Here is a 14,613-nt window from a genome sequence, read left to right as displayed (position 1 = left end):
GGCCGCCGCGGCTCAGTGCTCGAGACCGCCGACCCGGTCGAGCGGCCAGTAGCGCCACGCCACGTGACCGACGACGTCGTCGACCGGCACCATGCCGCCTCCCGGATCGCCGAGGTGGCTGCGGGAGTCGGCGGAGTCATCACGGTTGTCACCGAGGACGAAGAGACGACCTGCCGGGACCTCCACGTCGAAGGGGGTGTCGCAGGCCTTCGTGCCCGGCTCCAGCCAGGGCTCGTCGACCCGGTCGCCGTTGACGAGCAGGCCGCGCTCGGGCGTGCACGTCACCCGGTCGCCGCCGACGCCCGCGACCCGCTTGAGGAAGTCCTGCTCCCCGAGGTCGACGGACAGCGTCGAGGCGATCGCCGACAGCGAGCGGCCGATGATCCCGTCGGAGGCGAAGGGGGTGCGGTCGGCAGCCGCGAAGGTGTCGGTGCCGTCGAAGACGATGACGTCACCGCGCTCGATCTCGCCCGCGCCGATCTTCGTGACGACGACCCGGTCCCCCGGCATGATCGTCGGCTCCATCGACGCGCTCGGGACGTGGAAGGACTGCATGACGAAGGCCCGCACGAGCACGACGAGCAGGACGGCCACGCCGATCTCGAGGAGCAGCCGGCGCGCCGGACGCACGTCGACCCCCGCCGGGTCTCCGGCGGGGGTCGAGGTGGGGGTGTCCTGGGTGGGCTCGCTCGACATCGAGGTCAGCCTAGAGCCCCTGTCAGGCAGCTGGGTCAGCTCGCGGGGGTCTCGCGACGCTCGCGGATGCGGGCAGCCTTGCCGCGCAGGTTGCGCAGGTAGTAGAGCTTCGCGCGGCGGACGTCACCACGGGTGGCGACCTCGATCTTCTCGATGACCGGGGTGTGCAGCGGGAAGGTGCGCTCCACGCCGACGCCGAAGGAGACCTTGCGGACGGTGAAGGTCTCGCCCACGCCGCCGCCGTGGCGGCGGATGACGACGCCCTGGAAGACCTGGACACGGGAGCGGTTGCCCTCGATGACCTTGACGTGGACCTTGACGGTGTCGCCGGCCCGGAACTCGGGGATGTCGTCCCGCAGGGACGCCTTGTCGATCTCGTCGAAACGCTGCATGGCGCTGTCGCTTTCCTGCGGACGCCACAGGTCGCCCGCCCTCGTCAGTACTGTGTGAGGAGTCGCGCCCACCGCCGCGTGCTGCGGGTGGTCGGTGCCTGCTGGCATCGTCTCTCCCGGCACTCCCCCTGTGGCAGGGGCGGTGTCAATGAGCGCGATGTCCGATTCTGCCAGAGGGGAGCGCATGTCCACCAATCGAGTCGTGACGGCCGAGCCCTCCACGACAGCTGCCGCCCCGTCGACCGACGGGCGCCGCCCCCTTCGCATCGTCGGTGCCCTGCTGACCGTCGCGCTGCTCGCCCCCTCCGCCGCGCTGCTCGCCTCGCGGGTGCGTGGCCTGCTCGCCCTCGAGGACGGGAGCGCCCCGGCCTGCGAGGGCGCCGCCGTCGTCGGCCGGGTCCTGCAGCTGGGCCTGCCGACGGTCTTCCTGCTGCTCGCGATCCCCGGCGCGCTGCTCTCCCTGGGGCACCGCGCCCAAGGCTGGGTGTGGCTGCTGCTCGTGCTCGTCGGAACCGCCGGGCTCGAGGTCGCCCTGCGGGTGTGGCTGCCCGGCTGCCTGTAGCCCTTCGAGACGGCTCGACCCTCGCCTCCTCAGGAGCGGCGCCGCCGGGTGAGGTCGACCGTGCCGGGGCCCTCGCCGGGCCCGCAGACGCGGTAGCCGGCCTTCTTGTAGAGCCGCAGCAGCCGCTCCTGGTCTGCTCCGGTGTTGAGCCAGTAGGTGCTCGTGTCGGCCGGGGCCAGGGCCTCGGCGTGCGCGAGCAGCGCCCGCCCGAGGCCGCGCCCCTGCAGGTCGGGGGCGACCATGAGCCGCCCGATCTGCCAGGTCGTCGGCTCCTGCGGGTCGCGGCGCACCCGTACCGACCCCACGAGCCGCCCCTGCGAGCGGAAGAGGTGCGTCGTCCAGTGCTCGAGGTTGTCGGCGACCGTCGCGGCGTCCTCGGCCGGCGCGCCCCACCAGTGCTGCTGCGGGGTGACCATCTCGATCCAGCAGGCCTTCTGCAGCACCGTCAGCTCGGCCGCGTCGGCGCGGGTGGCGACCGAGTGCTCGAGGCCGGCGAGCTCCGAGGTGGTCGCCGCGACGTGCAGCAGGTCGGGGCGACGCGCCGCCGTGCGGGCGAGGCGCTGCTCGTGGCGCCACTGCGCGATCGCCCCGTGGTGGCCACCGAGGAGGATCTCGGGGACCGCTCGCTCGACGCCGTCGCCGTCCTGCCACACCGCGGGCTTGGTGTAGATCGGGTACTCGAGCAGACCCCCTTCGTGCGACTCCTCGACGAGGGACTCGGCATTGCCGACGACCCCCGGCAGCAACCGGCCGATGGCCTCGACCATCGCGAGGACGGCGACCTCGCCGCCGTTGAGCACGTAGTCGCCGAGCGAGATGACCCGCACCGGCATCCGCTCGGCGGCCCACTCGTAGACCCGCTCGTCGATGCCCTCGTAGCGACCGCAGGCGAAGGCGAGCCACGGTGCCTGCGCCAGCTCGCGCGCCGTCGCCTGGGTGAAGCGCTCACCCCCCGGGCCGGGCACGACGAGAACCGGCGCCGGGCCGGTCGTCTCGTCGGCGGAGTCGAGCACGTGGGTGAGGGCCTCGCTCCAGGGCTGCGGCTTCATGACCATGCCCGCTCCCCCGCCGTAGGGGGTGTCGTCGACGGTGCGGTGCCGGTCGTGGGCGAAGTCGCGCAGGTCGTGCACCCGCAGGTCGATGATCCCGTCCCGGCGTGCCTTGCCGATGAGCGAGATGTCGAGGGCGCCGAGGTAGTCGGGGAAGATCGAGACGGCGTCGATGCGCACGGCTCACTCCCCCTTCGCGTCGAGGTCGAGCAGACCGGGGGGCGCGTCGACGACGAGCCGGCCGGCCTCGGGGTCGACCTCGGGGACGATCGCCTCGACGAAGGGGACGAGCGCCTCGCTGCCGTCCGGTCGCCGCAGTCTCAGCCGGTCCTGGGCCGCGCCGAGCTCGAGGGCGACGACCTCACCGACGACGGTGCCGTCGGGCGCGACCGCGGTCAGACCGACGAGGTCCTCCTCGTACCAGCCCTCGTCGTCCTCGGTCGGGTCCGGCTCGCCCTCCGCGAGCACGAGGCGGGTGCCGCGCAGCGACTCCGCGCCCGTGCGGTCGGGGATCTCCTCGAAGCCGAGCAGCCAGATGCCCCGGTGCACGCGGGTCGTCGCCAGGGTCAGCCGGCGCGGCACGCCCGAGCCGGGCTGGGCCCGGGTCTCGAAGACGGCGCCCGGGACGAGGCGGCTCTCCGGGTCGTCCGTGTGCAGCTGGACGGTCACCTCGCCGCGCAGCGCGTGCGGCTTGCCGATGCGGGCGACGACGTGGCCCTGCGTGGAAGTCATGCCGGACAAGATATGTACCCGCGGCCCGACATGGCGAATGGCCGCCACCCCGCAGGGTGACGGCCATCCGTCATGACGTGGGCGCTGCCCTCAGCGCTCGCGGTCGGTGTCGACGATGTCGATCCGCACGTTCTCCCCGCCGGAGAGCGCACCGAGGACGGTGCGCAGGGCGGAGGCGGTGCGGCCGGAGCGACCGATGACGCGACCCAGGTCGTCGGGGTGCACGCGCACCTCGAGGATCTGGCCGCGACGCAGGTTCTTGCTCCGGACGACGACGTCGTCCTTGTGGTCGACGATGCCGGTGACCAGGTGCTCGAGCGCCTCGTCGAGCATGTCAGGCCTCGGTGGTGGTCTCGGCCTCGGCCGGGGTCTCCTCGGCGGGGGCCTCGGCAGCCTCGGCCTCGGCCTTCTCCGCAGCAGCCTTCTCCTCGGCCGCCTTCTTGTCGGCGGCCTCCTTGTCGGCCTTCTTCTTCGCGGTGATGGCCTCGTGCTCGGCACCCTCCTTGTCGGAGGAGGCGAGAGCGGCCTCGTAGAGGTCCTTCTTCGAGGTCTTGGGCTCCTTGACCTTCAGGGTGCCCTCGGCGCCGGCCTCGCCCTTGAACTTCTGCCAGTCACCGGTGACCTTGAGCAGCGCGGCGACGGCCTCGGTGGGCTGGGCGCCCTGGGCGAGCCAGTACTGCGCGCGCTCGCTGTCGATGTCGATGACCGAGGGCTCCTCGGTGGGGTGGTACTTGCCGATCTCCTCGATCGCACGGCCATCGCGCTTGGCGCGGGAGTCCATGATGACGACGCGGTAGAACGGAGCGCGGATCTTGCCCATGCGCTTCAGACGGATCTTGACGGCCACGTGAGTGGTCCCTTCGTTTCGTGAGCACGGCGAGACCGTGCGCGGTTCGCACGGGGTATCGAGCTCGGGGTGTAGGCATCCGGCGCGCAGCAGCGCGGACGGGTACGGCGGCGATTGTTCCACGAGGGGCCACCCCCGGCCAAAACACGTCAGGACGAAGGGGGCGGGACGTCACCCGCCGCAGGGATCACCTCGGCCCAGACAGCGCTCTCAGCGGTTCTCCCAGGCCCCCGGGGCGGCGACGGCCTCGGTGACCGCGTCCGGGAAGTCACCACTGAGGACGTCGGCGAGGGTGGTGCCGTCGAGGACGGAGCGGACGCTGGAGCGCACGGCCACCCACACCGTGCGCAGGTGGGTGGCAGCCCCCTCGTAGCTCGTGGCCTGCGGACGCTCCCCCCGCACCTCGGCGAGCGGGCCGTCGACGGCACGGATGACGTCACCGACGGCGATCTGGTCGGCGGGCCGCGCGAGCAGGTAGCCCCCGCTGGCACCCATGCGGCTCGTGACGAGGTCGGAGCGGCGCAGGTCCGCGAGGATCGCCTCGAGGAACTTGCGCGGGAGCTCCTGGTCCGCGGCGAGCCGGACGACCGAGACGGGGCCGCCCCCTTCGCTCGCCGCCGCGAGGGTGAGCATCGCGCGGACGGCGTAGTCCGATCGGGCCGAGATGTCCATGCCGCCCAGTATCCCTTGGGGCGCGCTCCCGGGAGACCACACCCTGAGACATAACTGACCGTTACTTGACCCATAAGCAGACCGTGGGCAAAACTCCCCCTAGTCCCATGGGAGAAGCAGTGACTTCGCCCGGGCGCCGCACACTCCTCACGGAAAGAGTCCTCCGTATGCGCAAGCTCGTCCTCCTGGCCGTCGTCGGCCTGCTCGCCCAGCTCGTCGACGGGTCCCTCGGCATGGCCTACGGCGTCACGACGACGACGCTGCTGCTGGCCATCGGCACCAACCCGGTGGCCGCGTCCGCCACGGTCCACCTCGCCGAGATCGGCACCACCCTCGTCTCGGGCGCCTCGCACTGGCGCTTCGGCAACGTCGACTGGCCGGTCGTGCTCAAGATCGGCGTCCCCGGCGCCATCGGCGCCTTCGCCGGCGCGACCTTCCTCGCCAGCCTCGACACCTCGACGGCCAAGCCGGTCATGTCCGGGATCCTGCTCGCCCTCGGCCTCTACGTCCTGCTCCGCTTCACCTTCAAGGGTCTGCGCAAGGACCGCCTCGGCACGCCGCTGCGCAAGCGCTTCCTCGCGCCGCTCGGGCTCTTCGGCGGCTTCGTCGACGCGACCGGCGGTGGCGGCTGGGGCCCGGTCGGCACCCCCGCGATCCTCGCGAGCGGCCGGCTCGAGCCCCGCAAGGTCATCGGCTCGATCGACACGAGCGAGTTCCTCATCTCCGTCGCCGCGAGCATCGGCTTCCTCGCCGCCCTCGGGTCGCAGGGGATCGCCTTCTCCTGGGTCGCGATGCTCTTCATCGGTGGCGCCATCGCCGCCCCCATCGCCGCCTGGCTCGTGCGCACCATCCCGCCGCGCATCCTCGGCTCGCTCGTCGGCGGCCTGATCGTCCTGACCAATGCCCGCACGATCATCGGCGGCGACGGCCTCGCCCTCGGCAGCAGCGCCGTCTGGGGCATCTACGCCGTCATCTGGGTCGGCTGGATCGCCGCCGTCGCCTACAGCTACCGCGCCCACCGCGCGGAGGTCGCGGCCGAGGCCAACTCCCCCGAGGACGAGCGCGAGCTCGTCGCCGAGCCCGCCTGAGCGTCTCCCCCGCGAGCCCCGGGATCATCGGACGACCCGATGGTCCCGGGGCTCAGCCGCCTCCGACCCGAGCGCCCCGCAGGATCACGTGCGCCGGTGTGCCGCAGGCCCGCACGTCCTCACGGGGGTCATCGGCGAGGACGACGAGGTCGGCGTCCTCCCCTTCGGCGATGGCGGGGTGACCCAGCCAGTCACGGGAGCGCCAGGTGCCGGCGGCGAGCGCCTCACGAGTGGTGAATCCGGCCCGGGTCAGCAGCTCCATCTCCTGCGCGACGAGACCGTGGGGCAGCGAGCCGCCCGCGTCGGTGCCGACGAAGACGTCGATGCCGGCGTCGTGGGCTGCGGCGATCGTCTCGAAGCGCCGTTCGTGCAGCTGCAGCATGTGCCGGTGGTAGTCGGGGAACTTCTCCGCGGCGGGGGCCGCGATCTGCGGGAAGGTCTCGATGTTGACCAGGGTGGGCACGATGGCGATGCCCTGCTCGGCGAAGGCCGCGACGGTCTCGGGCACGAGCCCGGTCGCGTGCTCGATGCAGTCGGTGCCCGCCGCGGCGAAGTCGGCGAGGGACTCCTCGCCGAAGCAGTGGGCGGTCACCCGCGCCCCCTCCTCGTGGGCGGCAGCGATCGCCTCGACGAGCACCTCACGCGGCCAGCAGGGAGCGAGGTCGCCGACCCCGCGGTCGATCCAGTCGCCGACGAGCTTGACCCAGCCGTCGCCGGCGCGGGCCTCGGCCCGCACCCGCGAGACGAGCTGCTCGGGCTCGACCTCGTGCGCGTAGTTGCGGATGTAGCGCTTGGTGCGAGCGATGTGCCGGCCGGCGCGGATGATCTTGGGCAGGTCGTCGCGCTCGTCGATCCATCGGGTGTCGGCCGGGGAGCCGGCATCGCGGATGAGCAGGGTCCCCGCGTCACGGTCGGTGAGCGCCTGCTGCTCGCTCGTCGCGTCGTCGACCGCCCCGTGGGCGTCGAGTCCGACGTGGCAGTGCGCGTCGACGAAGCCCGGCAGCACGTAGCCGGTCACCGTCTCGACGTCACCGCTGGTCGGCGGCGTGAAGGAGACCTTGCCGTCGATGACCCACAGCTCCGGCACGCTCTCCTGCTCGGAGACCAGCACCTCGCCCTTGACGTGCAGCACATCAGCCATGTCGGCAGGCTATCCAGACTGCTCGGGTCAGCGCAGGGCCTCGTCGATCGGCGTGCTGCCGTCGTGGAACTCGATGGTGCGCCGCACGGTGCCGTTGGAATCGAGGGTCGCCGCGACGACCCGGGCGACGTTGGCCCGCGAGACCTGGCCGCTCCCCTCACGGCCGACCTGGATCTTGCCGGTCGGCGGGTCGAGGGTCAGCCCGCTCGGGCCGAGGACAGTCCAGTCGAGGTCGGTGCCGCGCAGGTGCTCGTCGGCCGCGGCCTTGGCCTCGGCATAGGCGTGGAAGGAGCTGCCCGGGTCGACACCGTGGTCGGGTCCGGCGCCGCAGTAGCTCACCATGACGTAGCGCCGCACGCCGGCCTGCTGCGCGGCCTCCATCGAGCGGATCGCCGCGTCCTGGTCGACGGCCCGGGTGCGCTCGGGGTCTCCCCCGCCGGCGCCGGCGGACCACACGACGGCGTCGTGGCCGCCGAGGACCTCGGCGATGCCGTCGGTGTCGAGCGTCTCGACGTCGGCGACGAGCGGGGTGGCCCCGGCCGCCTCGACGTCGGCGGCGTGGTCGGGGTTGCGGATGACGGAGGTCACCGAGTGCCCGAGCTCGGCGAGGATCGGGGCGAGCAGCAGGGCCACCTTGCCGTGGCCACCGATGACGACGATGCGGGACATGATCGGGTCCTCTCGGTCGGGGTGCCCGGCATGACCGCCGGACACCTCCACTCCATCACACCCCGGCGTCAGCGTGACGAGGTGATGAGCGCCCGCAGCGACTGGAGCGTCACCTCGGGCGCCTCGGAGTGCACCCAGTGCCCGGCGCCCTTGACGGTCACGAGCCGCACCCGGGGGAAGAGTCGTCGCATCTCGGCGAGCTCGTCGTCGGTGACGTAGAGGGAGCGCTCGCCGGCGAGCCACAGCACCGTCTTGTCGAAGGGGGCGAGACCCGCCACCTCGTCGGTGGGCCAGCCGCCGATGGTGGCGATGTCGCGGCCGATCACCTCGAGGTTGGGCTGCCAGCGCCAGCCCTCGCCCTCACGGCGCAGGTTCTGCAGGAGGAAGGCCCGCACTCCCGGGTCGGGCGCGGCCTCGCGCATCGCCGCGTCGGCCTGCTCACGGGTGGTGATGCTGCCGAGGTCCATCGCCTGCATCGCGGCGATGTAGGTCTCGAACTCGCTGAAGCTCGTCGTCGCGGCCGGCGAGATGTCGACGACGCACAGCCGCTCGACGAGCTCGGGGTGGCGCAGGGCCACGAGCATCGCGATCTTGCCGCCCATCGAGTGCCCGACGACGATCCACGGCTCGTCCGGGTCGATCGCCCGCAGGTTGTCGGCGACGATGTCGGCGGCGGTCGGGTAGTCGAAGCGCTCGGTCCACGGCGACCGTCCGTGGTCGGGCATGTCGAGCAGGGTCGGCCGGCTGATGTCGGCCAGCCCCTTGGCGATCTGGGTCCAGTTGCGCCCCTGGCCGAAGAGCCCGTGGCAGAAGGCGACCCGGGGGCCGGAGGTCCCCGAGGTCACCGCGTGGAGCGTCGGCGAACCCATCGGTCGATCAGCTGCCGCCGCCGAGGAACTTCTCGAAGCCCTTCGGCAGCTGGCTCGGGTCGAGGTCGGCCGGCAGGCCGCCCTGGCCACCAGCAGCACCGCCACCGGCCGCACCGCCGCCGAAGGCGGACCCGGCGGGACCGCGCCCGGCCGCCTTCTCGGCGGCTTCGCGCTCCTGCTGGGCGCGCTTGGCGGGGTTGCCCGACTTGCCCTTCTTCTTGGGCTGCTTGGTCTGCTTCTTGCGCCCGCCGCCCATGCCGGGGACACCGGGCATGCCCGGCATGCCGCCGCCGCGGGCGAGCTGCTTCATCATCTTCTGCGCCTCGGTGAAGCGCTCGAGGAGCTGGTTGACCTCGGAGACAGTCACGCCCGAGCCCTTGGCGATGCGCGAGCGACGCGAGCCGTTGATCTGCTTGGGGTGGGTGCGCTCGAAGGGGGTCATCGAGCGGACCATCGCCTCGACCCGGTCGAACTCGCGCTCGTCGAGGTTGTCGAGCTGGGCGGACATCTGGCCCATGCCCGGCATCATCTTGAGCATCGACTTCAGCGAGCCCATCCGCTTGATCGCGGACATCTGCTGGAGAAAGTCGTCGAAGGTGAAGTCCTCCTCGGCGAGGAACTTGCGCTGCATCTCCTCGGCCTCGCCGCGCTCGAAGGCGCGCTCGGCCTGCTCGATGAGCGTCAGGACGTCACCCATGTCGAGGATCCGGCCGGCCATGCGGTCGGGGTGGAAGACCTCGATGTCCTTGGTCTGCTCGCCGGTGGAGGCGAACATGATCGGCCGCCCGGTCGTGCCGGCAACCGACAGCGCGGCACCACCGCGGGCGTCACCGTCGAGCTTCGACAGGACGACACCGGTGAAGTCGACGCCCTCGGCGAAGGCCCGCGCGGTCTCGACGGCCGCCTGGCCGATCATCGAGTCGATGACGAAGAGGACCTCGTCCGGCTCGACGGCGGCGCGGATGTCGGCCGCCTGCTGCATGAGCTCGGCGTCGACGGCGAGACGGCCGGCGGTGTCGACGATGACGACGTCGTGGTGCTGGGCCTGCGCGTGGCTGATGCCGGCGCGGCTGACCGAGACCGGGTCGCCGAAGGAGCGGGTGCCCTCCCCCGACTCGAGGACGGCGTCGTGGCCGCCGGTGTTGCCGCGCTCCGGCGCGAAGACCGGGACGCCCGCACGCTGACCGGTCACCTCGAGCTGGGTGACGGCATTGGGGCGTTGCAGGTCGGCCGCGACGAGGAGCGGGGTGTGGCCCTGCTCCTTGAGCCAGGCGCCGAGCTTGCCGGCGAAGGTCGTCTTGCCGGAGCCCTGGAGGCCGGCGAGCATGATGACCGTCGGCGGCCGCTTGGCGAACTGGATCGTGCGGGTGTTGCCACCGAGGATCGTCACGAGCTCGTCGTTGACGATCTTGATGACCTGCTGGGCGGGGTTGAGGGCCTGGCTCACCTCCGCGCCGGTGGCACGCTCGCGCACCGCGGCGGTGAACTCCTTGACGACGGGCAGCGCCACGTCGGCGTCGATGAGGGCCATCCGGATGTCCCGGACGGTCTTGTTGACGTCGGACTCGGACAGGCGCCCCTTGCCGCGGAGGTTCTTGAAGGTCGCGGTCAGGCGGTCGGACAGGCTGGTGAACACCCGGCCAAGGTTATCTGCCCGCGGCGCTCCCTTCGTCACCGTCTCCGTCACACCCGTCGATGACGGCCGAGACGGCCCGGGCCACGGCGGCCGGCCCGAGCTCACGACCATCGCGGTCGGTGACGTAGAAGGTGTCGAGGGTCTGGCCCGCGTGCGTGGAGATGTGCGCCGACCTGACGCTGAGCCCCTCCCCCGCGAGGACGAGGCCGAGGTCGTGCAGGAGCCCCGGTCGGTCCTGCGCGCGCACCTCGATGACCGTCGCCCCGCTGCCGGCGCTCGGCAGCACGAAGGCGCGGGCGCCGCCGGCCGTCCCGGACCGTTCCGGGGCGCGTCGGCGCCGGGCGAGGGAGCCGAGCGCCGCACGGTCACCTGCCTCGAGGCGGGTGAGGCCGGCGGTGATCCGCAGCGGCTCCGGCGGGTCGCCTCCGGGCGACTCGACGAACCACTCGTCGACGGCGATGCCGTCGACGGTCGCCAGGCGGGCCCGACGGACCGTCATGCCGTGCGCGGCGAGCAGGCCCGCGGTGTCGGCGAAGAGGCCCGTCCGGTCCCGGCAGTGCACGGTGAGCGTCCACCCACCCGGCCCCGGCTCGACGCGCACGTGCGGTCGGCCGGCGACGACGTCGCCGATGGCCTCGTCGTCGACCCGTGGGGCGGGCGCGAGGGGCGGCACGGGCGGCGCGACCCCGGTGAGCCGGGCGCGGACCTGTCCCGTGAGCGTGTCGAGCAGGCTGGCGCGCCAGTCGGTCCAGGCCGCGGGCCCGGCAGCCCGGGCGTCGGCGACGGTGAGCGCCCGCAGCAGCTCGAAGGTCTGCGCGTCCTGCCCGACGAGGTCGCCCACGGCCGCCGCGGTCGCGGGGTCGGACAGGTCGCGCCGGGTGGCCATCTCGATGAGGGTCAGGTGCTCGCGGACGAGCAGCACGACGACCTCGCGGTCCTCCTCGGCCAGGCCCCAGCGCCGCAGCACGCCGTCGGCGAGGTCGGCGCCCGTGCGCGAGTGGTCGCGGGCACCAGCGATCTTGCCGATGTCGTGGAGCAGGGCGGCGAGCAGCAGCAGGTCGGGCCGGGCGACGTCGCGGGCGAGCGCCGCCGCCCGGGCGACGGTCTCGAGCAGGTGCCGGTCGACGGTGTGCCGGTGCACGGGGTTGTGCTGCGGGCGGCACCGCACCGCGGTCCACTCCGGCAGCCAGCGCTCGACCACGCCGACCTGGTCGAGGCCCTCCCAGACGGCCTCGAGCCCGGGGCCGGCGGCGAGCAGGTCGGAGAGCAGGTCGCGGGCCTGCTCGTCCCACGGTGTCGGCAGGTCGGGGCAGGCCGCGAGGTTGGCGAGGGTCTGCGGCGCGAGCGGCAGCCGGTGGCGGGCCGCGACGACGGCAGCACGAAGGGGGAGGCTCGCGTCGACCCCGACGAGCCGGGTCGAGCCGAGGACCGCCTCGCCGTCGTGCGCGAAGAGCCCGTGGCCGAGCGGGGTCATCGTCGGTCGGCGGGGTCCGACCCGCAGCGTGCGGGCCCGCTGGCTCTGGCTGGCACGCCGCATCGTCGACTCCAGCGCCCAGGCGATGGTCCGGGCCGAGCTCGAGACCTGCGTCAGCAGGTCGTCGGGGTCGGCCAAGCCGAGCAGGGCGGAGACGGCGTCGTGCTCCTCGCGCAGGAGCCGGTCACGACCGCGGCCGCTCACGACGTGCAGCGCGTCGCGGACGTCGAGCAGCCGGGTGAGGGCCGGCCCGACCGCGCCGTGGGGGCGGTCGGTGAGCCAGGCGCGGGTGAGCGCGTCGAGGACGGTGACGTCGCGCAGGCCGCCCAGGGCCTCCTTGAGGTCCGGCTCGACCTGCTGGCTGAGGTCGCCGTGCCGGTGGTGACGGGCCCGCACCGTCTCGACGAACTGCGGCAGCCGGGTGCGGGCCCCGGAGCGCCAGTCGTGCGCGACGGTGGAGCGCACACCGGCGACGAGCTCCTCGTCACCGACGACGAGGGAGAGGTCGAGCAGGCCGACGGCCGCGGACAGGTCGTCGCGGGCGACGGCCCGGCACTCGGCGGACGAGCGCACGGAGTGGTCGAGGGCCAGGCCCGAGTCCCAGATCGGGTACCAGAGCCGGTCGGCCATGGCCGTGAGATCGCCGGGGCGGATGCTGCGCCCGTCGTGGACGAGCACGAGGTCGAGGTCGCTCAGCGGCCCGGACCAGCCGCGGCCGAGTGAGCCCACGGCGGCGAGCGCGATCCCCTCGCGCTCCCCCACGGCCTCCCGGTAGAGGTCGGTCAGCCAGCTGCGGGTCGCCTCGCCGATGGCCGCCCGGCGTGCCTCGCCGGCACCGGGGAGGGTGAACTCCCGGGTGCCGGCGAGGTCGAGCCGCGCGGATCGCATGTCGCTTCCGGTGCGGGTCATGTGGGGTCCGAGGCTCAGATCGCCTCGACTCCCTTCTCCCCGGTGCGCACGCGCACGACGTCCTCGATCGGCGTGACCCAGACCTTGCCGTCACCGATCCGACCGGTGCGGGCGGCACTGACGACAGCCCCGACGACGGACTCGGCGTCGATGTCCTCGACGAGGACCTCGAGGCGGATCTTCGGCACGAAGTCGACGGTGTACTCGGCGCCGCGGTAGACCTCGCTGTGGCCGCGCTGGCGTCCGTAGCCGCTGGCCTCGCTCACCGTCATGCCGGTGATGCCGAAGGACTCCAGCGCCTCCTTCACGTCGTCAATCTGGTGGGGCTTGATGATGGCGGTGACGAGCTTCATGCCCGGACCTCGCTCTCGGTGACGGTGTCGGCGCGGGTGGGGAGGGTGGAGCCGAGGACCGAGCGGGCCCGGCTCGCGCCGACACCGCCCAGGTCGTAGCCGGACTCGGCGTGCTCGGCGGAGTCGATGCCGGAGACCTCGTCGTCCTCGGCGATGCGCCAGCCCATTGTGGCCTTGAGGGCGATCGCGATGACGAAGGTGAGGACGGCGGAGATCACCAGGCTGATGAGCGCGACGACGATTTGCAGCAGCGTCTGGTCGAAGCCGTCGCCGTAGAGCAGGCCGCCGTCGGTGGCGAGCAGGCCGGCACCGACGGTGCCCCAGAGCCCGGCGACGAGGTGCACGCCGACGACGTCGAGCGAGTCGTCGTAGCCGAATCGGAACTTCAGACCCACGGCGAGCGCGGCGAGGGCACCGGCGACGAGGCCCAGGACGAGCGAGCCGACGGGCGACAGGGCGCCGCAGGCCGGGGTGATGGCGACGAGGCCGGCGACGACACCGGAGGCGGCACCGACGGAGGTCGCGTGACCGTCACGCAGCTTTTCGACGAGCAGCCAGCCGAGGATCGCGGCCGCGGTCGCGGCGGTGGTGTTGACCCAGACGAGGCTGGCGACGCCATCGGCGGCGAGCTCCGAGCCGGCGTTGAAGCCGAACCAGCCGAACCACAGCAGGCCCGCGCCGATCATGACGAGCGGCACGTTGTGCGGGCGCATCGCGGTCTTGCCGAAGCCGAGGCGCTTGCCGACGACGAGCGCGAGGACGAGGCCTGCGATGCCGGCGTTGATGTGCACGACGGTGCCGCCGGCGAAGTCGATGGGCGCGATGGTGGCCGCGCCGTCGGTGCTGCCGAAGAGCCACGAGGCGACGCTCGTCTCGGCGCCGGAGAGCAGGCCGCCGCCCCAGACCATGTGGGCGATCGGGAAGTAGACGACGGTCAGCCAGATGGCGCAGAAGACCAGCCAGGTGGAGAACTTCGCCCGGTCGGCGATCGCACCGCTGATGAGCGCGACCGTGATGATCGCGAAGGTCAGCTGGAAGCCGGCGAAGAGGACCTCGGGGATGAAGACGTCGGCGCCGAAGACGTCGATGACCGGCATGCCGTCGGCCCCGACGGTCCCGGTGACGCCCTCGACCGTGCTGGCGACACCGCGCAGGCCGAACTTGTCGAAGGGGTTGGCGAAGATGCCGCCGATGTCGGACCCGCCGAAGGACATCGAGTAGCCCCACAGGACGTAGACGACGCCGGCGACGCCCATGGCGCCGAAGCTCATCATCATCATGTTGAGCACGGACTTGGCGCGGGTCATGCCGCCGTAGAAGAGGGCCAGGCCCGGAGTCATCAGCAGCACGAGCGCTGCGCAGATGATCATGAAGGCCGTCGCCGACGTGTCGATCGCTGGTGGGTTCGCCGCAAGGGGCGTGATGGCTGGACTCATGGGATGAACCCTCGTGCGGCGCCGTTTCGGCTCCGGGCGCGCGATGTTACGGCGCTGTTTCCGCTCGCCCGTGCGCGTTAATCCTCTG

16 protein-coding genes are annotated in these 14,613 nt (G+C 72.6%); 2 read left to right on the top strand and 14 right to left on the bottom strand.

Translation table 11 applies throughout. From position 1 onward, the window contains the following. Positions 1-12: 12 nt before the first annotated feature. Positions 13-696 (bottom strand): signal peptidase I, encoded by a 684-nt coding sequence (gene lepB / locus NMQ01_RS04980; RefSeq protein WP_255185762.1) that lies wholly within the window; start codon positions 694-696, stop codon positions 13-15. 35 nt (positions 697-731) lie between these two features. Then, positions 732-1,088, bottom strand: a complete 357-nt coding sequence (rplS, locus tag NMQ01_RS04975; RefSeq protein ID WP_255185761.1) for a 50S ribosomal protein L19 — start codon at positions 1,086-1,088, stop codon at positions 732-734. A gap of 184 nt (positions 1,089-1,272) precedes the next feature. Between rplS and NMQ01_RS04970 the strand changes: the two genes are divergently transcribed. Then, positions 1,273-1,650 (top strand): hypothetical protein, encoded by a 378-nt coding sequence (locus NMQ01_RS04970; RefSeq protein ID WP_255185760.1) that lies wholly within the window; start codon positions 1,273-1,275, stop codon positions 1,648-1,650. A 29-nt stretch (positions 1,651-1,679) separates the two neighbouring features. On the opposite strand, the gene trmD is transcribed toward NMQ01_RS04970, so the two are convergent. The 5 genes from trmD to NMQ01_RS04945 all read right to left on the bottom strand — a co-directional run bounded on the left by trmD (position 1,680) and on the right by NMQ01_RS04945 (position 4,950). Beyond that, positions 1,680-2,879, bottom strand: coding sequence for a tRNA (guanosine(37)-N1)-methyltransferase TrmD (trmD, locus tag NMQ01_RS04965; protein WP_255185759.1), 1,200 nt, complete (start codon positions 2,877-2,879; stop codon positions 1,680-1,682). Positions 2,880-2,882: 3 nt separating this feature from the next. Further along, positions 2,883-3,431, bottom strand: coding sequence for a ribosome maturation factor RimM (rimM, locus tag NMQ01_RS04960; protein WP_255185758.1), 549 nt, complete (start codon positions 3,429-3,431; stop codon positions 2,883-2,885). A gap of 90 nt (positions 3,432-3,521) precedes the next feature. Then, positions 3,522-3,764, bottom strand: a complete 243-nt coding sequence (locus NMQ01_RS04955) for an RNA-binding protein (RefSeq protein ID WP_068319604.1) — start codon at positions 3,762-3,764, stop codon at positions 3,522-3,524. Between the two features lies 1 nt (position 3,765). Next, a complete protein-coding gene (gene rpsP, locus NMQ01_RS04950; RefSeq protein WP_255185757.1) occupies positions 3,766-4,278 on the bottom strand; it encodes a 30S ribosomal protein S16 in 513 nt (170 codons plus the stop codon). Between the two features lie 210 nt (positions 4,279-4,488). After that, positions 4,489-4,950, bottom strand: coding sequence for an Rrf2 family transcriptional regulator (locus tag NMQ01_RS04945; RefSeq protein ID WP_255185756.1), 462 nt, complete (start codon positions 4,948-4,950; stop codon positions 4,489-4,491). Positions 4,951-5,117: 167 nt separating this feature from the next. Between NMQ01_RS04945 and NMQ01_RS04940 the strand changes: the two genes are divergently transcribed. Next, entirely contained in the window at positions 5,118-6,038 is a 921-nt protein-coding gene (locus NMQ01_RS04940) for a sulfite exporter TauE/SafE family protein (protein ID WP_255185755.1), read from the top strand. Between the two features lie 52 nt (positions 6,039-6,090). Here NMQ01_RS04940 and NMQ01_RS04935 read toward each other — a convergent pair whose 3' ends face one another. From NMQ01_RS04935 to NMQ01_RS04905, 7 genes are all read right to left on the bottom strand, one after another. Beyond that, positions 6,091-7,179 (bottom strand): amidohydrolase family protein, encoded by a 1,089-nt coding sequence (locus NMQ01_RS04935; protein ID WP_255185754.1) that lies wholly within the window; start codon positions 7,177-7,179, stop codon positions 6,091-6,093. 27 nt (positions 7,180-7,206) lie between these two features. Then, entirely contained in the window at positions 7,207-7,848 is a 642-nt protein-coding gene (locus NMQ01_RS04930) for an SDR family oxidoreductase (protein WP_255185753.1), read from the bottom strand. A gap of 68 nt (positions 7,849-7,916) precedes the next feature. After that, complete coding sequence (locus NMQ01_RS04925) at positions 7,917-8,693, bottom strand: alpha/beta fold hydrolase (protein ID WP_369694848.1); 777 nt, start codon at positions 8,691-8,693, stop codon at positions 7,917-7,919. 31 nt (positions 8,694-8,724) lie between these two features. After that, a complete protein-coding gene (ffh, locus tag NMQ01_RS04920; RefSeq protein ID WP_255185751.1) occupies positions 8,725-10,353 on the bottom strand; it encodes a signal recognition particle protein in 1,629 nt (542 codons plus the stop codon). A 10-nt stretch (positions 10,354-10,363) separates the two neighbouring features. After that, positions 10,364-12,736, bottom strand: a complete 2,373-nt coding sequence (locus NMQ01_RS04915; protein WP_255185750.1) for a [protein-PII] uridylyltransferase — start codon at positions 12,734-12,736, stop codon at positions 10,364-10,366. A 14-nt stretch (positions 12,737-12,750) separates the two neighbouring features. Further along, positions 12,751-13,089: a P-II family nitrogen regulator gene (locus NMQ01_RS04910; protein WP_255185749.1), complete on the bottom strand. Its 339-nt coding sequence runs from the start codon at positions 13,087-13,089 to the stop codon at positions 12,751-12,753. After that, positions 13,086-14,525: an ammonium transporter gene (locus NMQ01_RS04905; RefSeq protein WP_255185748.1), complete on the bottom strand. Its 1,440-nt coding sequence runs from the start codon at positions 14,523-14,525 to the stop codon at positions 13,086-13,088. The genes NMQ01_RS04910 and NMQ01_RS04905 overlap by 4 nt, the downstream gene beginning before the upstream one ends. Between the last annotated feature and the right edge of the window lie 88 nt (positions 14,526-14,613).

This window comes from Janibacter sp. CX7, assembly GCF_024362365.1.
GTDB lineage: Bacteria > Actinomycetota > Actinomycetes > Actinomycetales > Dermatophilaceae > Janibacter.
The sequence above is the reverse complement of the archived record's forward strand: the minus strand, read 5'-3'. Positions and strand labels throughout refer to the sequence as shown.